We start from the raw sequence: 18,593 nt of genomic DNA on the forward strand, positions 1-18,593 counted from the left end.
CAGCCGCCGCCGAGATCCGGCAGCGGTGACATCTCCGGAGGTCAGCATGTCCGTTCTCGCCGTCGCCGACCTGTTCCCACGCCGCGTCCCGCCCGCCCGCCGCGGCCCCGGTGGCCGTCCCCGGAGCGCGCGCCTGCGGCCGGTCGTCGGCGATCCCGTCTCGTCGGTGACCCTGACCATCACGCTCGGTGCGCCGGGCTCCGAGGACGGTGAGAGGCTCCTCGAGGCGCTGCGAGACCTCATCGAGGCCGCCGGTCCCGCCGCCGACATCGCCCTGGGCGCCCCGGTCGTCCAGCCGCCCGTCCCCGTGCCGGGGCAGCCCCGCGCCGGCCTCCACCTGGACCTGCGTCCGCGCACCGCCACGCTCGACGGCAAGCTGATCGACCTGAGCCGTCTGGAATACGAACTGCTGGTCTTCCTGGCCCGCAACCCCCGCCAGGTCTTCGGCCGCAGCCAACTGCTCGGCCACGTCTGGGGGCATACCCACACCACCGCGAGGACGGTGGACGTGCATGTCAGCCGGCTGCGCACCAAGCTGGGCGACCCGGACATCATCACCACGGTGTACGGCATCGGCTACCGCCTCTCCGAGGAAGCCGCCATCACGATCAGCGAGTCCTGACCACCGGCGGCGGTGGCCACGGTTGAGGACGGTGGCGTGGTGGTCGCGGGCGCGGGCCCCGGCCGACGGCGACCGGTGCGGCGACGAAGGCGTGCAGGGCCTGCGCGCTGGTGCCTGCGCCGGTGCGGAGCGGTGCCGGTGGGGCGGGGTGGCCGAACGCCGAGCGGACGGGGACGCCTGTCGGCGGTGGGTGCACTAGCCGGTCGGCGGCCCGCGGGGTGGCTGGGTGCGGCGGCGGGCCGGGCGCCCGCCGGTGGAGCGGGTCGGGTGCCGGCGTCGAGTATCGTGCGGGCGGCCCGCAATGGTGCGGGCCGTCCGCACGATCGGTCCGGCGCGGTCCTGGCTTTCAAGGCCTCCTTTGCCTATCGTGCTGATAGAGATTGGGGGTGCCATGCGGCGCACGGTGGCGGTGGTCGGCGGTGGATGCTCCGGTGTCCTGGTGACGCGGGAGTTGCTGCGATGCGGCGAGGAGAGCCACGTCGTTGTGATCGAGCCCGATGAGCCGGGCGGTGGGGTCGCGTACGGGAACGCGCAGCCCTGGCATCTTCTCAACTCGCGGGCCGCAGCGATGAGCGCCGACCCGGACGACCCGAACCACTTCGTACGGTGGTCCGGTGCCGCCCCCGCGGATTTCCGCCCCCGCCGCGAGTACGGCCGCTACCTTCGCGAGGTGTTCGACGAGGCGGTCGCGGCGAATCCCGGCCGGGTCGGGGTGCGGCGCGCCCGGGCGACGCGGATCGTGCCGGAGGACGGCGGTGCCGCGGTCGTACTCGATGACGGCACGCTCGTGCGCGCCGATCACGTCGTGCTGGCGGTCGGGGGTCCCACGGTCGCCCCGCAGCCGTTCGAGCATCCTCGTTACATCGACGACCCGTGGCGACCCGGCGTGCTGGAGGCGTTGCCGACCGATCGGCCCGTGCTGCTCGTCGGCACCGGGCTGACCGCGGTCGACGTCGCGCTCACCCTGACGGCCGACGACCGCCGCAGTGCGCCCGTGGTCGCGATCAGCCGGCGGGGGCTGCTCCCGCTGACCCACACCGTCGACGCCGCGCCGCCCGCCGAGCCCGCCCTCGACGACTGTGCCACCCTCCGGGACGTGGTACGGGCCGTACGGTCCGCCGCGGGCGAGGCGGGGGACTGGCGGCCGGTGGTGGACGGGATGCGGCCGTACCTGGATCAGCTCTGGACCGCGTTGACTCCGCAGGAGCAGGACGCCTTCCTGCGGCATCTGGCCCGGACGTGGGAGTGCCACCGGCACCGGATGGCGCCCGAGGTCGCCGCCCGGGTCGTGGCCCTGCGGGAGGCCGGGCTGCTGGAGATCCGCCGCGGTGGCGTCGCCGCCTGGCCGGGGTTTGCCGATTACGCCGCGGTGGTCAACTGTGCCGGGCCGGGCCGGCTTCCGGGTGCCGCGGGTCCGCTGGTGGGTGGCCTGCTGGAGAGGGGTCTGGTGCGGCTCGGTCCGCACGATCTCGGGCTCGACATCGACCCGGCGGGCCGGCTCGTCGCCGCCGACGGCCGGGTCCACGAGCGGCTCTGGTTGATCGGCCCGCTGCGCCGTGGTGCCCAGTGGGAGACGACGGCGGTGCCGGAGATCCGGGCGCAGGCGCACCGCCTCGCCACCGATCTACGCCCTCGCCCGGTGCTCGCCGGAGTGGCGTAACAGAAGGCGCGCAGCGCGGTCCACAAAGCAGAAGTGGAAGGCGCGCGCAGCGAGAGCGGGGCGTGCGAGGCAAGAGCGGGGTGCGTCCAGCAAGCGGCGGCGCGCCGACCGGGACCGGCGAGTCGGTAACGGCGGAGTGGGGAATCCCGGAGCGGAATCGCGAAGGCGAAATGCCGGAAGAGCGCCCCAGTCCCCGGTCGACCGTCTCCGGACGGGATTGCCGGAATGTTAATCATGAACAGCCTCGGCATCCCGGCTGAGTGATAGCCCGGTGATATGCAAGGAAAGAATCCGCAGCTCAGGGGTGATTTGACAACCATCTCGGTGACGTTCGGTAGGACATTGTTGCCTTGAGTTGTCATTGATTGTTCTCAATACTACGGATGGCACTCGGTGCGCCGGGCTCCCGGCGTACCACCCATCCCCCTGGGAGGACCCCGTGCGTATCCCCGGCTCCAAGCTCGGCCGACCGACCGTCGGCCTCGCCGTCGCACTGCTGGCCGTCAGCGTCATCGCGTCACCCGCGTCCGCTGTCCCGGCCGGTCCCGCCGCCGACCCCTCGTTCGCGCCTTCCGCTCTCGCCGCCAGCCTGGAAACCCGGCTCGGCGACCGGGCCGCCGGCTCGTACGTCGACTCGGCCGGCAAGGTCGTCGTCAACGTGACGGACGCGGCCACCGCGCAGTCCGTGAGCGCCGCCGGCGCCATTCCCCGCTACGTCACCCGTAGTGGCGCCGCGCTCGCCGCCGCCGACGCGACCCTCAAGGCAACCCTCAAGACGCCCGGCACCTCGTTCGCCCTCGACCCCGTGAGCAACCAGATCCTGGTCACCGCCGACAGCACCGTGACCGGTGCGAAGCTGGCCGCCGTGAAGTCCGCCGTCGCCACCCTGGGCGACCGGGCCCGGGTCGAGTCCCTACCCGGCACGCTGAGCCCCCTCATCTCCGGTGGCGACGCGATCTACACCGGTGGCTCGCGCTGCTCGCTCGGCTTCAACGTCCGCAGCGGCAGCACCTACTACTTCCTGACCGCCGGGCACTGCACCAATATCGGTTCGACGTGGACGAACGGCTCCACGACGCTCGGCACGCGGGCCGGCAGCAGCTTCCCGACCAACGACTACGGCATCGTGCGCTACACCAACACCAGCATCTCGAAGCCGGGCTACGTGGCTTCGCAGGACATCACCAACGCCGGCACCCCGGCCGTCGGCACCACCGTCTACCGCCGCGGCAGCACGACCGGTACGCACTCCGGCCAGGTCACCGCTCTCAACGCGACGGTGAACTACGCCCAGGGCACCGTCTACGGCATGATCCGCACCACCGTGTGCGCCCAGCCGGGTGACTCGGGCGGCCCGCTCTACGCCGGCACCACCGCGATGGGCCTGACCTCCGGTGGCAGCGGAAACTGCTCCTCGGGTGGCACGACCTTCTTCCAGCCCGTGACGGAGCCGCTGGCCGTCTACGGCGTCTCGGTCTACTGAGCCATACCTCCACCAAGGAAAGGCCCCGGCCGCCCGCCGGGGCCTTTCCCTGCCGGGGATCAGGAGGTCGTGCCGCCGGTCGCGGTGCCGCCGGCCCAGTTCGTGGCGCCGCTCGCGACGGTACGGCCCGGAGCCAGGTTCAGCATCTTCCCGTCGGAGAAGGTCACGGTCTGCGGCGCGCCGGTGATGTTCGATGCCACGTACGTCCGCAAGCCGCTCTTCGTGAACGCCTTGGCCAGCGGATGGTTCGCGGTCACCCCGGTGTCGACCTGTCCGAGGGAGGCGAGGTTGCGGATCCAGTGGAAGGTGTGCGCCCTGCTCTCACCTTCCTCGGGTGAGTAGGCGCCGCTCGCCCGGAATTTGGCCAGCGCCGCGTCCGGGTCGCCGAGCGCGAGATACTGCCACAGCATGTCGCGCCAGACGGTCGGCTCGCCGCCGTTGTTGCGGACCAGTTCCGCGTACGTGTTGCGCACGGCCGCCGGGTAGTCGCCGAGGTAGAACTGCCCGCCGGTGATGGGCAGCATGTTGATGCCCACGACCATCGCGTGCTCGCCGGAGAACCAGGTCGCGTACGCCCCGCCGGAACCCCACGCGATCGCCGAGTAGTTGTGTCCCCAGTTCGCGGGGAAGTTCTCGTTCCGGACGTCGAACCAGTACTCGTTGATCGCCGCGGCCTGGGTGGTGTGCAGCCAGATGCCGGCGTCACGGACGGTGGCCTTGCCGGTGACCTGTCCCCACTGGATGAGCGCGTTGGCGAAGTTCTGACCCTCCGACGAGGACTCCTGATTGTTCCCGGCGCCGAACGCCCCGTGCCCGGAGGCCCAGTCGTGGCCCGCGTAGATGTCGAAGTCGCGCAGGTACGGGAACCGCGTGTCGCCGCGGTCGTAGTTGTTGGCGTCCCGGATGAGCAGGTCGACCATGCCGCCGTACCGGCTGTCCGCGGCCCATCCGGGGTCGAACTTGGCCAGGGTCGCCGCGGCGGCCACGAAGTAGCCGTAGTGGAAGTGGTGGTCGTTGAGGTCCTCGTCGGAGAAGTACGACGCCGGATAGCCGATCAGCGTTCCCCAGTTGCGGTCGTAGTAGAACAGCCGCGAGGTCTTGCCCGGCGAGGCCGTGAACCAGTCGGTGATCCGGGTACGGATGACGTTCAGGGCCGAGTCGCGGACCGACGTGAGGCCGAGTTGGTCGGCGATCTCCGCGATCCGCGCGGCGCGGCCGAGGCCCTTGCCGGTCCAGTACGTGTCGTCGCCCCGGAAGGCGGCCGGGTCCGCCAGCTCATCGTTGAGGTAGGTGGTGATCTGGGCCAGGTCCGCGCCGGTGGAGTCGCCCACCGCGGGGATCTCCGGCAGCACGCCGGTGTACTTCATCGACGTGCCGAACGACGTACCCGTGATGATCTTCATCGTGCCGCGCGGCGAGACGTAGGTGCGGGTGAGCGGCGATCCGCCGGCCAGGTAGCGCCACTGGTGCGGGTAGAGAGCGATGACCGTGCCGGAACCGCTGCCCTCGCGCGCCGTCGTGGTGAACGAGTACGTCGTGCTCACCGTGCCGGCGCTCTGGTGGTAGGCATACGACACGCGGGTGCCGGTGACGTGCTGGTGGGCGTACCGGCCGAAGGTGTCGGCGAGGGCGATCTTGTCGGCGGTGCTCGTCCCGGTGTCCGTGGGCAGCACGGCGACGGAGAAGTAGCCCTTGCCCGCCAGGCCGGAGCGGATGGTGCTGCCGCTGAGCGTCCAGGTCGCACCGGCCGGCCCGTACGCGACGTAGTCGTGCCCGCCGATCGAGAAGCCGATCCGGCCGCCGGCGTTCTGCCAGGCGGTGGGCGGCCCGGTGATGGTCAGCAGCGCGTCGCCGCCGGTGGCCTGGAAGAACGACATGGGCAGACCGTGGCCGATGGTGGCCTTCAACGTCCGGCTGCCGTCGCTCCACGACGGCGTGACGGTCCAGTCGCTCCAGCCGTCGACCAGCGCCTGCGGCGCGCGCAGCCCGTCGACCCCGACCACGATGTGCTGGGCGTACGGATAGTGGTACTCGCCCAGCCCGGTCCCGCTGCCGCTGATCGCGGCCTGGGTCTGGTACGACAGTCCCAGCCCGCTCGTCACCGGCCGGTAGGCGGCCGGCCCGGCGTAGAGCGGCTGGGAGAAGTTGCAGTCGTCGCCCTTCTTGAACAGCAGGGACGACCACCAGTCGTTGGTGGGCACGGGTCCCGCGGGCGCGTTCGCGGTCAGGTACTTCCGCGGGTTGGTGGAGAGGTCGCCGCAGCCGGTGGGGAGCTTGGCGCCGGGCGGCAGGGTCTCGGTGTAGCTGCCGGCGCCGACGGTCGCGGCCTCGGCGCCACTGGCAACGGACACGGACAGCACCCCGGCGCCGAGCACCAGGGCGGCGGCGCCGAAAGCGGTAAGGCGGCGCCGCAGAGCGGAGGAGGGGCCGCCGGCGGTGAGGCGGCGCCAGGCGGCGGAGGGGCCGCCGGCGATGAGGCGGCGCCGAGGGGCGGTCGAGGGGACGGTGGCGGTGAGCGGGCGTCGGGGGACGGCGGGATGCATCGGTACCTCCGGGGGGATCGGGGGTCGCCGGAGTGTGAGAGAGCGCTCTCACGGTGCCGCCACCGTAACTGTGTACAGTTTGTTTCGTCAATGTTTACGACGGTAAATAGGCACAGGTCAGCGTGCGTCTGGCAGGTTCTCCTCGGCCACCCGCTCCTCGCCGCGGCGGCGCAGCAGCTTCAGTCCCGGCAGGCCCACGATGGCGAGATGCAGGTCGTTGGTGACCGCCAGCAGGGCGTGCAGATCCGGCCCCACCTGGTCCAGCTTGCCGAGCAGCGGCATGACGTCGTTGCTGAGGTGCTCCCGCAGGCGCGGCAGCTCGTCGATCATCCTGATCGCCGCGGTGACCTCCTCGGGCGTCAGTTCCTCGACGAAGCGGGCCGCGAGCGGAGCGGCGCGGCGCAGCGTCGGCGCGTAGCCGTCGAGCAGCTCCTTCGCCTCCGTGGAGGTGCCCTCGGCCTGCGCCACCACGGCGGATGCGGCGCTGGTGATCGCCGCGACCTCCTGCACCGCGAGCGCCGCCGCCGCGAGGATCGCCCTGGTCTCGCGGATCGCCTCGGCGGCGTCCCCGACGGTGCCGCCGACCCCGGCGACCAGGGTGCCCGCATCGTCGGCGGTGCGATCGACCCGCGCCACCAGCGCCTCCGCCTCCGCGGCGGTGAGCAGGACCCGCGCCATGAGCGCCTCGGTCTGCGCGGCGGCGCCGTTGATCCGGGCCATGACCGTCTCGGCCTCCTCGGCCGTGGCGCCCACCCGCGCCATGATCGCCTCCGCGGCCGCCGCGGTGCCGCCGGCCCGCGCGACAAGGGCCTCGACCTCACCCGCCGTGCCACCCGCCTGGGCGACGAGCGCCTCCACGTCACCGGCCGTACCACCGGCCCGCCCCATCAGCGCGTCGGCGCCGGTGACAGTGCTGTCGACGCGGGCCATCAGCGCGTCGGCGCCGGTGGCGGTGCTGTCGACGCGGGTCATCAGGGTGCGGGCGCCGGCGACCGTCTCGTCCACGCGGCCGATCAGGGACTCGACGGCGTCGACCGCGTGCTCGATCCGGTCGATCAGGCCGTCGGCGCGCTCGGCGAGCATGGTGACCCGGCCGACGAGCAGCTCGGTCTGGCCCAGCAGGCTCAGCAGCCGCACGGGGACGGTGGCGAGGGTCGCGGCCGTGCCCACCACCTGACCGACGGCGTAGCGGGAGAGGTCGACGAGGGCAGCGGGGGAGGGGAGGAGGGACATGCCCCTCATTGTGCCCACCGTGTCCATGACGAACCGTACAAGTGATCATGCACAGGGTGTTCTGACGTGATCCTGACGCCTCAACGCTTGGGATCTCGCCGGAAGCACGGCACTATGCATGGGTGCGGCTTACGCGGCAGTGGATCCTCGCGCTCGCGGTGGTGATCATCGTGGGTGGCGTCGCCCTGATCGGGCTCGGGGTGCAGGACGGCCGCGGCGGTGGCGGGCTGCTGCCCAGCTCGCTGACGATCGGCGGCGGCACGTCGACGCCCCGCGCTTCCCCGGCTTCCCGTGGACCGAGCGCCGAGGAGCTGGCGAAGGCGGAGCGGGCCCAGCGGGCCAAGAAGCTCGACGCCGCCCTGAAGAAGGTCGCCGCCGAGGCCCCCGAGTTCTCCGTCGCCGTCCTCGACAATCGGACGGGCCAGCACTACTCCTACCGCGGCTCGGAAGCCTACGACACCGCCAGCATCGTCAAGGTGCAGGTGCTGGCCTGCCTGCTGCTGCGCGCCCAGGACGAGGAGCGCGAGCTCACCTCGGGGGAGCGGGCGCTGGCCGAGCCGATGATCCGGCGCAGCGACAACGACGCCACCAGCACGCTCTTCGGGCAGCTCGGTGGCCGCGCCGCCATCACGAGGTGCAACGAGCGCCTCGGTCTCACCGAGACCGAGGTCCGGACCGCCTGGGGTCTGACCAGGACGACGGTCGACGATCAGGTCAAGCTGCTCGACGTGCTGGTGGACAGCCGCGGCCCGCTCGACGCCGACTCCCGCCAGACCGCGTTCTTGATGATGAGTACGGTCGTCGACAGCCAGCAGTGGGGCGTCCCGCAGGTCGCCGAGCGGGGCGAGGCGGCGACGGTCAAGAACGGCTGGGACACCCGGACGGCGGACGGCGGCCGGTGGGCGATCAACTCGATCGGCCGGGTCGTGTCGGCCGATGACCACACGGACGTCTCGATCGCGGTCCTGTCGCACAACAACCCGTCGATGAATGCCGGCATCGGCCTCGTCGAGAAGGTTGCCACGCTGACCCGCGAGCACCTGAAGTACTGACGCTCTAGGCCCTGCTGGCGGCCGCGCGCCGCTTGTTCACCACGTTGACCGCCTGGCCGATCACCAGCACCAGGGCGATGGCCGCGACCACGCCCTGCCACGGCTCCGGGAAGATCGAGCCGCCCGCCACCCCGATGCCGGCGTACACGGCGGACCACAGCGCGCACGCCGGCAGGTTGGCGACGACGAAGGTGCGCCAGCTCATACCCAGGAACGCCGCCGCCAGCAGGACCGGCACGCGGCCCCCGGGCAGCAGGCGGGAGACCAGCAGCACCGGGACCTGGCTGCGCTGGAGCCTCACCTTCAGCGGTACCAGGCGTTCCTCGTCGCGCAGCCAGCGCAGGCGCCGGGCGAGCTGCTCGCCGCCGGCCCGGCACATCGCGTACATGACGAGGTCGCCGACGTAGGCGCCGGCGGCTCCCGCGGCGATCACGAGGACGATCAGCAGGGGGTGGTTATGGAACGCGAGGACCGCCGCGCCGCTGACGGCCGCGCCGGTGGGGACGACCGGGACGATCGCGCCGAAGGCCACGACCGCGAAGAGCCAGGCCAGGGCGCCGAGTTCGGAGATCACGCGGCCGGCTCGATCGTGAGGGTCTCGCCCTGGGCCAGGACCCGCACCCGGGCGTCCGGCGCGGCCGTCGCGGCCCGGCGCTCGAACTCCGTGCCCGGGTCGCGGAACATGTGCGTGCGGATGCGGGCCATGCCGACCGGCCAGAACGTGCCGTAGTGCACCGGCACCGCCCAGGCGGCCTTGACCCGGCGCAGGGCCTCCGCGCCGTCGGCCGCGTCGAGGTGGCCGTGCGCGCCCAGCGTGGGACCCCAGCCGCCGACCGGGATCAGGGCCAGGTCGAGGGGGCCGAGGGCGGACATGCCGTCGAACAGGCCGGTGTCGCCGGCGTACCAGGTGCGGCCGGCGCCCTCGACGACGAAGCCCATCGCCACCGAGCGCAGGCGCGACCAGGGTCCCCGGCCGCCGTCGTGGGCCGCGGGCACCGACCGGACCGTGACCGGCCCGATCGTCGTCTGCTCGCCGGGGACCAGTTCGACGCAGCGGTCGCCGTACGCCCGGCCCAGAGATCTGGCCACGAAGGCGGCCGCGCCCCGGGGAACGACCAGCAGCGGCTCGCCCGGCACCGCCTTGAGCGACGGCATGTGGAAGTGGTCGGCGTGCAGGTGCGACAGCAGCACCGCGTCCGGCGCGCCCGGCAGCGCGGGTGTCGGTCCCGCCATCCGGCGCAGGTGGATCAGCCGGTCGGTGAGCAACGGGTCGGTGAGCAGGCTGACGCCGGAGTCGGCCAGCCACATGGTGCTGTGCCCCCACCAGGTGACGCTCGTGTCGGTCACGGATCAACCGTACGGGACGCCGCGCACACCTTCCTCAGGGCGCGACCGCAGGCCCGGGCGTACAGATGCTGGGCGAGCACCGCGACCGGTCCGCCCAGCCGCATCAGCGGGCGTGCGGGCCGACTGAACGCGGTCACGGAGAACCACACGTGCCCGTCGGCGTCGCGTTCCACGAGGAAGGCCTCCTCGCCGCGGGCCTGGTGACCGGGCAGCGTCCCGTACCCGAATCCGGCGCGGTGCGGCTCCTCGGCCGTCCACACCACCTCGCAGGGCACGCGCAGCGGCCCGGCCCCGACGGTGACCCGCACGCCCGGCGCGGCCCGGACGGCGTCCGTGCGGATCCGGGCGCCGGTGCGGCGGTGCATGCGGAACGTCAGGATCGCCTCGGCCGCGCAGTCGAAGACCGCGCCGCCGGCGTCGCGCCCGATCAGGGTGCGGTAACGCAGGTGCCGGTAACCGGCGGGCAGCGACTCGTGCAGGGTGGCGCCGACCTCGGCGTATGTGAACATCGGTGTCCTTTCCTCAGCTAGACCATTGCCCCGGCGCGGCGCCAGCCCACCATGCCGCACACCGCGAATCCGAGCGCGTTCGCCACCCCGTGCGTCGCGGCCATCCACGCGAGCGACGGGTGCGGCAGGCCGGTGGCCTCGCCCAGCGCCCAGCTCAGCGCGAGCACCATGGAGGCCGCCAGCACCAGGGCCGAGCCGCCCAGCAGCGCCGCGGTGGCCCGGTCGGGTGCGCCGGTGCGGGCGTGCAGCCAGGTCAGCGCCCCCACGGTCCACATGCCGACGGTCAGCACCAGGGCGCCGGCGAGCTCGACCCACTCGGTGGTGAAGTAGCCCACGAACACGATCAGGGTGCCGGCCGGCACGGTCAGCGCCGCGGCGTCGGCGGCCGGTCCGGGCCGGACGCGGGTCTGCAGGCCGGCGATGAGCGCCGCCGCGAACCCGGCGAAGTGGAAGTGCGCCACGGTCAGGGACAGCACGTCCAGCTCGAACCCGAACAGGTGATATCCGCTGCGCTCGGCGACCAGGGCGCCGGCGGCGACCGCCGGGCCGATCAGGGCGGTCAGCACCGCGGCCTCGGCGGCCCACTCGCGGCGGGGTCGGGCCGGTCTGCCGAGCGCGTACGCACAGAGCACCGCGGCCGTGATCGCATAGCCGGTGGCCAGCGCCGTGGCGACCTCGCCGCGCGGCAGCCACAGGCTGAGCGCCCCGGCCGCGGCGCCGAAGGGCCACAACCGGCGGGCGAATGCCGCGGCCGGGTCGTCCAGCAGCCGCAGCCCGGCCGGGACGACGAGCAGCATGCCCACCACGACCAGAAGGTTGACCAGCACCCACATCGCGACCCTCCTCTTTTGAACACGTTCAAGTTGCTGATGTCACTGTAACCCCTGAATGCTCGGGTCGCCGATGTGATCCCGGTCAGGCACACTGTCGCCGTGACCGGACCGCGTACCGCCGTCGTCGTGAACCCCGTGAAGGTTCCCGACCTGGACCTGCTGCGCCGCACGATCGTCAAGGGACTGGCGACGGCCGGCTGGCCCGAGCCGCAGTGGCTGGAGACGACGCGGGAGGACTCGGGCCGCGGCCAGACCCTGGCGGCGATCGAGAACGGCGCCGAACTGGTCTTCGTCTGCGGTGGCGACGGCACGCTCATGGCGGCCGTCGGCGCCCTGGCCGGCACCGACGTCGCGCTCGCCGTCATCCCCGCCGGCACCGGCAACCTGCTCGCCGCCAACCTGGGCCTCAACGGCGACGCCGCCACCGGCGTGGAGATCGCGCTGCAGGGCGGCCGGCGCCGGATCGACGTCGGCGTCTGCGGCGACCGGTGCTTCGCCGTCATGGCCGGGATGGGTTTCGACGCGCAGATGCTCGAGGGCACCTCCGAGACCGCCAAGAAGCACATCGGCTGGATCGCGTACGTGGGCGGCGCGCTCAAACACCTGCGGGACAAGCCCATGCCCGTGGTCATCTCGCTGGACGGCAAGCCGGCGTTGCGGCGCCGGGCCCGGACCGTCATCGTCGGCAACGTGGGGCGTTTGCAGGGCGGCGTACGGCTGCTCAGCGAGGCCGACCCGGCCGACGGCCGCCTCGACGTCGCGATCCTCAGCCCGCGCAACCTTGCCCACTGGGCGGCGCTGGCCTGGGCGGTGGTGCGGCGCCGGGAGCGGATACCCCGGATGGAGAGGTACACCGCCAAGCGGGTCGAGATCCGCGGCATCTCGCCGCAGCCGCGCCAGCTCGACGGCGACCTCATCGAGCCGGGCGTGGGCATGTCGATCGGGATCCGGCCCCGTGCCCTGCTGCTGTGCGTGCCCCAGCCGGACGGCGATCCCGACCTCGCCTACGACAGCGGCGCCGCTGAGCAGGCCGCCGAGGAGGTGCGCGCCGCGGCCGAGGGGAAGAAGTGAGCAGCACCGAGCCGGTACCCGAGACCAAGATGATGCCGGGCGACCAGCTTTCGGCGGACGATGCCTTTCTCGCGTTGCGGCACTACGGGCGGTGGCATCTGCTGCGGGACGCGTTCGTCCGATTCCGGTACGGCGACGGCTTCAGCCACTCCCGCGCCCTGGCCCTGCAGCTCTGCCTGGCCATCGTGCCGTTCATGATCGCGCTGTCCGGCCTCGCCACCGACCTGGGCGTCGAGGAGGGCGGTCAGGTCGTCGCCGACACCGTGCTCGCGCTTACGCCCGGCGCCAGCGAACCGCTGGTGCGGGAACTGCTCCAGGACGACGACCGCACCGAGGAGACCGGCGAGCTGGCGCTGGGGCTGGGCCTGCTCACCGGCCTGGTGGCGCTGACCACGGCGATGGCACAGATCGAGCGCGGCGCCAACCGCATCTACGGCGTGGAACGCGACCGCAAGGCCTTGGAGAAGTACGTGCGCGCCGCCGTGCTGGCCGTCGTGGCCGGCCTGCCCGCGCTCTTCGGCTTCCTGCTGCTCGTCGCCGGCCACGCGACCGGCGAGTCGATCGCCCGGCAGGTGGGCTGGGACTACGACGCCCGCATGGCCTTCGACATCGTCCGGTGGCCGCTGAGCCTGGTGCTCATCGTCTTCGCGGTCGGCCTGCTCTTCCGGCACTCCCCGCGTCGCCGCCAGCCCGGGCTCACCTGGCTGCTCTTCGGTGCCGCCCTGGCCACCGTGCTGTGGTGGGTCGCCAGCCTGCTGCTGGCCGGATACGTCCTGGTCAGCGACGGCTTCGGCGCCACGTACGGGCCGCTCACCGCGATGATGGCGCTGCTGCTGTGGGCCAACCTCACCGGCATCGCGCTCTTCCTCGGCCTCGCCTTCGCCGCCCAGCTCGAGGCGCAGCGGGTCGGCGTCACCCGGCCCGCGCTGCGTGACCGCTGGGAGCCGGGCACCGAGGAATCCGGTGTACCGGGAGAGCGCTCGGGGTAAACCGGGGCGCACCCCCTCCCGAGCCCAGGAGCCCCGATGGTGACCGAGCAGCAGGACAGGACGGCGGCCCCGGAGCCGGTGCGCGCCAGACCCCTGGCCCACTTCGCCGAGCGCAGCCTGCTGGGCCTGCTCGTGGTCATCGCGCTCGGCCTCGGCTTCGGCGTGCTGCTGCTGCTCGTCCGCGGGCGGTGGGGCCCGCTGGAGAGCCTCGACGCCGGTGCCGCGGACGGCCTCAACGATCTGGTGTCGCCGCAACCGGCGGTGGTGGACGCGCTGGACCTCGTCGCCCGGGCCGGCGGCCGGCCGATCATGATGTGGCTGGTCACCATCGCCGTGGTCGCCCTGCTGATCCGCAAGCGGTTCCGGCTCGCGATCTATCTCGTGGTCACCGGGGTCGGCGCACTGCTGATGGATCCGTCGCTCAAGGCCCTGATCGACCGGGTACGCCCGGTCGTCGACGTGCCGGTCGCCACCGCGCCCGGCAACAGCTTCCCCAGCGGCCACGCACTCGGTTCGATGGTCGTGTACGGGGCCCTGCTGCTGGTCTTCCTCCCGGCCGTCTCGGCGCGGCACCGCAAGTGGTTCATCACCGTGGTGGCCGTGATCGTCGCGGCGATCGGAGTCACCCGGATCTCGCTCGGCGTGCACTACGTCTCGGACGTGCTGGCCGGCTGGCTGCTCGGCGCCGCCTGGCTGGGCGTCACCGCGTACGCCTTCCGGGTCTGGCGCCGCGAGATCGGCCGCCCGGAGGTGCCGCTGGAGAACGGCCTGGAGCCCGAGGCCGCCGCCGACGTGCGTCCCGGCACGCCCGGCGAGCACCTTCTGCCGCACCCGTGGGCGGGGGCCATGGAGATCCTGGTCGGCTGGGTCTTCGTCTTCGGCCTGCTCTACCTGCTGGGCTGGACCCTGACGAACCAGACCGAGGGCACCTGGATCGGCCGGTTCGACGACGCCGTGCCGACGTGGCTGCAGAGCATGCGGACACCGGGGTGGGACGACGTGAGCCACGCGTGGAGCAAGGCCGGCGACACGCACGCCATCCTGCTCGTCTCCCTCGTCTTCTGCCCGGTCGCCCTCGCCGTCTGGCGGCACTGGCGCGTGGTGCTCTACGTCGTGCTCGCCATGGTCGGCGAGCTGACCCTCTTCCTCTGCACCTCGGCCGCCGTGGACCGGCCCCGCCCGCCGGTCGAGCAGCTCGACGGCAAGCTGCCGACGTCGTCGTTCCCCTCCGGGCACATCGCCGCGACGATGTGTCTCTACGCCGCGATCGCCGTGCTGGTCCTGCCGCGGCTGCGGGCGTACCGGTGGCGCTGGATCTTCGTGGTTCTCGCCGTGATCATGCCGTTGGGCGTGGGGGTGTCCCGGATGTACCGGGGGATGCACCACCCCACGGACATGCTGGGCGCCGCGCTGCTGACCGCCGGCTGGCTGACCGTGCTGTACCTCTCGATCCGGCCGAACGCGGACGTGCGTCGTGACGCTTGACCTGATCACCTGGAACATCAAGACCGGCGGTGGCGGCGGCCGGCTCGACGCGGTCGTGGCCCTGCTGAAGCGGGAGTGCCCGGACGTCGTCGCCCTGCAGGAGCTGCGCGACTTCGCGCGGCACGACGGCCAGCGCATGCGCGAGGTGGCCGAGGCGCTCGGCATGGTGGCGCACCTGGCGCCGTCGGCCTTCGGTCAGCCGGTGGCCGTGCTGGTACGCCCGCCGCTGCGCGTCGCGAGCCGCTCGTCGGTCCGCTGGCGGCTGCACCACGCCGCGGCCGCCGTGGAGATGCCCACCTCCGCCGGGCCGCTGACGGTGGTCAGCACGCACCTGAACCCGTTCTGGCCGTACCGGCGGCTGCGCGAGGCCCGCTGGCTCGCCCACCGCTACCGCGGACCGCTCACCGTCATCGCCGGCGACCTCAACGCCCTGGATCCGCACACCGCGCACACCGAGCGCCTGGCCGCTCTGGCGCCGCTCTTCCGCCGCCGGCACCTCGGCGCCGACGGCCGGCCCGACACCCGGGCGATCGAGGCGCTGGGCGGGGCCGGGTTCGTGGACGTGTGGCGTGCGGCGGGTGAGGGCGACGGCCTCACCGTGCCGACGACCCGGGGCGGCGGCCGGGAGTTCTCCAACTGTGGCATGCGATTGGACTACGTCATGGCTCGCCCGGAGCTGGCCGACCGGGTCGTCCGTGCGCGGGTGATCCGCGGTGACGAGGCGGAGTGGGCCTCCGACCACTATCCGGTCGCGGTCGAACTGGATCTCGCCGCGGCCTCGTGAGCCGTTGAGCGATTCGGCCGGTGTAGCGATTCGGCCGGTGTGGCGGCTCAGGCGCAGGGCTCGGGCGGTGTGGCGGCTCAGGCGGCGTAGGCGAGGCGGACCGCGGCGCGGGGGGCGGCCGGGGTGGCGACCTCGGCGGCGGGGCGGTAGTGGGCGCTGCGCTGGCGGCGGTAGATGACGAAGGTGTCGCGGATGGTGCGGACGATGCTCTTGGTGGTGACGGTCGAGCCGGCGACGCGCTCCTCGAGGCGGACCGGGGCGCCCTTGAGGTTGTCGAAGCCGGCGGCACCGGCGGCGACGAACAGCTCCAGGTCGAAGGCGAAGCGGCGCTCCTGCATCCGGGGGAGGACGGCGGCGAGGACGTCGCGGCGGACGATCTTGCAGCCGGTCTGGGTGTCGCGGACGTCGAGGCGGAACATCCCGGCGACCATGGTCGAGTAGGACAGCGACACCAGCTTGCGGAAGCCGGTCGCGGCGCTGTTCGAGTCGGCGTGACGCTTGTCGGCGTAGACGAGGGCGTGGCCGCCGGCCCGCGCCACGAACAGGTACTCGACGAGGTGCTGCGGGTCGATGTCGCCGTCGGCGTCGACGAAGCCGATCCAGGCACCGCGGGCGGCGGAGAAGCCCTGGTGCAGGGCGGCGCCCTTGCCCTGGTTGACGGCGTTGTCGATGACCCGCACGCCGGGCAGCCCGCCCAGGGTCTGCGCCGAGCCGTCGGTCGAGCCGTCGGAGACCGCGATGACCTCGAAGCCGATCTGGGCGTCGGTCAGGCAGGCGACCAGGCGCTCGATCGTGCGGCGCAGCGCCGCACCCGGGTTGTAGAACGGCACCACGACGGAGAGCTCGACACCGGCGGCGGCGCGGCCCCAGAGGGCGGTCGCGTCGTTCAGCGGGGCGGCGGGGGCGATTTCCAGCGTGGCGGTCATGCCCCAAGAGATCGGAGGGCTACCTCAAGCCAACCTCTAGCGGATCTCAAAGGAAGGGCAAGGAATCAGAGTGTCTCAGGGGACTGCTGTGGCGCAGGTGGCTTCGACCGCTGCCCCGAAGCGGGCGAGCCCCTGCGGGCCGAGGGGGGCGAAGTACGGCACGAGGATCGCCGAGGTCAGCCGCTCGGCCTCCAGACGCTGCTCGCGCACCTCCTCCGGATCCCGGAAGGGCCCCCGGTATCCCATCCGCTCGGCATAGGCGGGACCCGTGCGCGGCGGCGGATGGGGCGCGGCGAGGATGGCGTCGAGCGGGGTCAGGCCGCACGCCAGGATCGCGGCGATGTGGGCGGCGCCGCGCATCTCACGGAGGAGGTGGATCGTCAGCCCGGCCCGGCCCGGCAGCGAGGCTGGGACCGGGAGGTGACGCCAGCCGGCAAAGAGCGTGCCGAGCGCGGCGGGAGCCGCTTCGACGATCCGGCGCCCCAGGACGTCGACGGCGTCGAGGGCGCTCCGGTCGACGCCCGCGAGGCAGCGGTCGCCCCAGGCGGCGATGCGGTCCCGGTAGTGCCGCGCCACCTCATAGTGCGTCAACCCGGCGGGTACGGCGTGCCAGGCCGTACGCACCGCGTCGAAGGGCTCGAACGCGATGGCCGCCGCGGCGACCTCCGCGGGGCAGCCGCCGAGGACACCGGCACGGCCGACGACCCAGAACTGGCTGCCGGACGCGAAGCCCAGCTCGATGCCGTACGCATCGGTCGACTTCGCCAGCAGATAGCCGCGGGTGAACTGCTGGACCGGCGCGAACACGCGGTCGACCGTCTCTGCCGCCGTGGCAGTCGTCATCTCTTTCCTCTCCTGGGCCGGTGGTGGTTCACCCCGGGGCGAGCCAGGCCTCGAGGACGCCGGCGAGGCGGACGAGGTCGGCGACGGCGATCCGTTCGGTGGCCTGGTGGGCGTGCTCGATCGAACCGGGGCCGAAGATCACCAGCTCCCGCGCCAGGCCGGAATACCGCAGGGCGTTCGTGCCGAACGGCGCGACGGCGGGGGCGGTCCCGCAGGCGTCCGCCAGGAACCGGACGAGACCACTGTCGGGGCGTTGGTAGAAGGCGGGCGATCCGGCCTTGCCGTCCGGCGTCGGCGGCAGGAGCGAGGTGACCTCGCAGGGCACCGGACAGGCGTCCCGGGCGATCGCCGACATCCGCGCCAGCACCTCGTCGGGATCCTCGCCCGGCACGATGCGCCGGCCCACCGAGATCGCGCAGCGGTCGGGGATCACGTTGGCGCCCGTGCCCCCCGAGATCTGGGTGACCGACACGGTGCCGGTGCCCACCTCCGTATCAGGCGGGAGGGTCTGCAGCCGCTCGTGCTCGGCGGCGAAGGCGGCGATCACCGGCGCCATCGCCTCGATGGCGTTGACGCCCAGATCGGGACGCGCCGAGTGGGCGGCGGCGCCGTGCACGGTCACGTCGATGAGTACCAGGCCCTTCAGGCCGTGTACCGGACGGAACTCGGTGGGTTCGGCCACGAGCATCTGGTCGATTGCCAGCCTCTGGTGTTCCGCCCACGGCCGGAATCGCGTCGCGCCGAGCAGACCGCCGGCCTCTTCGCCGACGGAGCCGACGAGCAGGAGGGTCGGGCCGGGCCGCAGCCCGTCGCGGTGCCACGCGTCGAGCAGCGAGAGCATCACGCCCATGGTGGCCTTGCTGTCGAGGGCGCCACGGCCCCACACGCTGCCCTCCGCGAGGCGACCGTCGAACGGCGGGTCGGTCATGTGCTCGACGGTGACGGTGTCGGTGTGCACGTCCACCGCGACGAGCCGCTCGGACCGCCCGCGGAAGCGGGCGTACACGTTCGGGCGGCCGGGCGACACCTCGTCCAGGATGACGTCGTCCGCGCCGTACGTGTGGAACCGCTCGGCGAGCCGGAGGGCGAGCGCGCTCTCCCCGACGGGCCCGTGCTCCTCGGCGCGCGGCCCAGCGTGGAGCGGATTGACGCTGGGAATGCGGACCAGTTCGGCGACCGACCGCGCCAGCGTCTGCTCGTCGATGCCAGGCAA

The 18,593-nt window shown here is 72.8% G+C and carries 17 protein-coding genes; 8 read left to right on the plus strand and 9 right to left on the minus strand.

Going from position 1 to position 18,593, the window contains the following annotated elements:
• The first annotated feature begins 46 nt into the window (after nt 1–46).
• From EDD30_RS29140 to EDD30_RS29150, 3 genes are all read left to right on the plus strand, one after another.
• Nucleotides 47–622 (plus strand): winged helix-turn-helix domain-containing protein, encoded by a 576-nt coding sequence (locus tag EDD30_RS29140; RefSeq protein WP_084556440.1) that lies wholly within the window; start codon nt 47–49, stop codon nt 620–622.
• A gap of 367 nt (nt 623–989) precedes the next feature.
• Nucleotides 990–2,282 (plus strand): FAD/NAD(P)-binding protein, encoded by a 1,293-nt coding sequence (locus EDD30_RS29145; protein ID WP_244945442.1) that lies wholly within the window; start codon nt 990–992, stop codon nt 2,280–2,282.
• Between the two features lie 439 nt (nt 2,283–2,721).
• Entirely contained in the window at nt 2,722–3,765 is a 1,044-nt protein-coding gene (locus EDD30_RS29150) for a S1 family peptidase (protein WP_071804819.1), read from the plus strand.
• Nucleotides 3,766–3,824: 59 nt separating this feature from the next.
• Here EDD30_RS29150 and EDD30_RS41590 read toward each other — a convergent pair whose 3' ends face one another.
• Nucleotides 3,825–6,308, minus strand: coding sequence for a glycosyl hydrolase (locus EDD30_RS41590; RefSeq protein WP_084556299.1), 2,484 nt, complete (start codon nt 6,306–6,308; stop codon nt 3,825–3,827).
• Nucleotides 6,309–6,425: 117 nt separating this feature from the next.
• Nucleotides 6,426–7,541 carry a hypothetical protein gene (locus EDD30_RS39990; protein WP_211277749.1) on the minus strand — a complete coding sequence of 372 codons (1,116 nt, stop codon included), beginning with the start codon at nt 7,539–7,541 and terminating at the stop codon, nt 6,426–6,428.
• Between the two features lie 122 nt (nt 7,542–7,663).
• On the opposite strand from EDD30_RS39990, the gene EDD30_RS29165 reads away from it, so the two are divergent.
• Nucleotides 7,664–8,593 carry a serine hydrolase gene (locus EDD30_RS29165; RefSeq protein WP_084556298.1) on the plus strand — a complete coding sequence of 310 codons (930 nt, stop codon included), beginning with the start codon at nt 7,664–7,666 and terminating at the stop codon, nt 8,591–8,593.
• A gap of 4 nt (nt 8,594–8,597) precedes the next feature.
• Here the strand turns inward: EDD30_RS29165 and EDD30_RS29170 are convergent, their stop codons facing one another.
• Genes EDD30_RS29170 through EDD30_RS29185 form a run of 4 tightly spaced genes read right to left on the minus strand, consistent with a single transcriptional unit; the run spans nt 8,598 to nt 11,282 of the window.
• Nucleotides 8,598–9,167, minus strand: coding sequence for a DedA family protein (locus EDD30_RS29170; protein WP_071804818.1), 570 nt, complete (start codon nt 9,165–9,167; stop codon nt 8,598–8,600).
• Nucleotides 9,164–9,940, minus strand: a complete 777-nt coding sequence (locus EDD30_RS29175; RefSeq protein WP_071804817.1) for an MBL fold metallo-hydrolase — start codon at nt 9,938–9,940, stop codon at nt 9,164–9,166. The genes EDD30_RS29170 and EDD30_RS29175 overlap by 4 nt, the downstream gene beginning before the upstream one ends.
• Complete coding sequence (locus EDD30_RS29180) at nt 9,937–10,449, minus strand: DUF1990 domain-containing protein (protein ID WP_071804816.1); 513 nt, start codon at nt 10,447–10,449, stop codon at nt 9,937–9,939. Before EDD30_RS29180 ends, EDD30_RS29175 begins: the two co-directional genes overlap by 4 nt.
• Before the next feature lie 17 nt (nt 10,450–10,466).
• Nucleotides 10,467–11,282, minus strand: coding sequence for a YndJ family protein (locus EDD30_RS29185; protein WP_071804815.1), 816 nt, complete (start codon nt 11,280–11,282; stop codon nt 10,467–10,469).
• A 99-nt stretch (nt 11,283–11,381) separates the two neighbouring features.
• Between EDD30_RS29185 and EDD30_RS29190 the strand changes: the two genes are divergently transcribed.
• From EDD30_RS29190 to EDD30_RS29205, 4 genes are read left to right on the plus strand one after another with little or no spacing between them, the layout of a single operon-like run.
• Complete coding sequence (locus tag EDD30_RS29190; protein WP_084556301.1) at nt 11,382–12,353, plus strand: diacylglycerol/lipid kinase family protein; 972 nt, start codon at nt 11,382–11,384, stop codon at nt 12,351–12,353.
• Nucleotides 12,350–13,342: a YihY/virulence factor BrkB family protein gene (locus tag EDD30_RS29195; RefSeq protein WP_071804813.1), complete on the plus strand. Its 993-nt coding sequence runs from the start codon at nt 12,350–12,352 to the stop codon at nt 13,340–13,342. Before EDD30_RS29190 ends, EDD30_RS29195 begins: the two co-directional genes overlap by 4 nt.
• A 36-nt stretch (nt 13,343–13,378) precedes the next feature.
• On the plus strand, nt 13,379–14,827 hold the full coding sequence (locus EDD30_RS29200; protein ID WP_071804812.1) for a phosphatase PAP2 family protein: 1,449 nt from the start codon (nt 13,379–13,381) through the stop codon (nt 14,825–14,827).
• Nucleotides 14,817–15,611 (plus strand): endonuclease/exonuclease/phosphatase family protein, encoded by a 795-nt coding sequence (locus EDD30_RS29205; protein WP_071804811.1) that lies wholly within the window; start codon nt 14,817–14,819, stop codon nt 15,609–15,611. Before EDD30_RS29200 ends, EDD30_RS29205 begins: the two co-directional genes overlap by 11 nt.
• Nucleotides 15,612–15,688: 77 nt before the next feature.
• On the opposite strand, the gene EDD30_RS29210 is transcribed toward EDD30_RS29205, so the two are convergent.
• The 3 genes from EDD30_RS29210 to EDD30_RS29220 form a co-directional block, all read right to left on the minus strand.
• On the minus strand, nt 15,689–16,537 hold the full coding sequence (locus EDD30_RS29210) for a glycosyltransferase family 2 protein (RefSeq protein WP_071804810.1): 849 nt from the start codon (nt 16,535–16,537) through the stop codon (nt 15,689–15,691).
• A 75-nt stretch (nt 16,538–16,612) separates the two neighbouring features.
• Nucleotides 16,613–17,380 carry a helix-turn-helix domain-containing protein gene (locus EDD30_RS29215; RefSeq protein WP_071804809.1) on the minus strand — a complete coding sequence of 256 codons (768 nt, stop codon included), beginning with the start codon at nt 17,378–17,380 and terminating at the stop codon, nt 16,613–16,615.
• 28 nt (nt 17,381–17,408) lie between these two features.
• Nucleotides 17,409–18,593, minus strand: coding sequence for a M20 family metallopeptidase (locus EDD30_RS29220; RefSeq protein ID WP_071804808.1), 1,185 nt, complete (start codon nt 18,591–18,593; stop codon nt 17,409–17,411).

Origin of the sequence: Couchioplanes caeruleus, assembly GCF_003751945.1 — a bacterium.
In the GTDB taxonomy this organism is placed as follows: domain Bacteria; phylum Actinomycetota; class Actinomycetes; order Mycobacteriales; family Micromonosporaceae; genus Actinoplanes; species Actinoplanes caeruleus.

Coding starts and splice junctions, on each gene's coding strand:
- EDD30_RS41590 (WP_084556299.1), bottom strand. CDS start 6,308: ATGCATCCCGCCGTCCCCCGACGCCCGCTCACCGCCACCGTCCCCTCG.
- EDD30_RS39990 (WP_211277749.1), bottom strand. CDS start 7,541: ATGTCCCTCCTCCCCTCCCCCGCTGCCCTCGTCGACCTCTCCCGCTAC.
- EDD30_RS29200 (WP_071804812.1), top strand. CDS start 13,379: ATGGTGACCGAGCAGCAGGACAGGACGGCGGCCCCGGAGCCGGTGCGC.
- EDD30_RS29185 (WP_071804815.1), bottom strand. CDS start 11,282: ATGTGGGTGCTGGTCAACCTTCTGGTCGTGGTGGGCATGCTGCTCGTC.
- EDD30_RS29180 (WP_071804816.1), bottom strand. CDS start 10,449: ATGTTCACATACGCCGAGGTCGGCGCCACCCTGCACGAGTCGCTGCCC.
- EDD30_RS29140 (WP_084556440.1), top strand. CDS start 47: ATGTCCGTTCTCGCCGTCGCCGACCTGTTCCCACGCCGCGTCCCGCCC.
- EDD30_RS29215 (WP_071804809.1), bottom strand. CDS start 17,380: ATGACGACTGCCACGGCGGCAGAGACGGTCGACCGCGTGTTCGCGCCG.
- EDD30_RS29210 (WP_071804810.1), bottom strand. CDS start 16,537: ATGACCGCCACGCTGGAAATCGCCCCCGCCGCCCCGCTGAACGACGCG.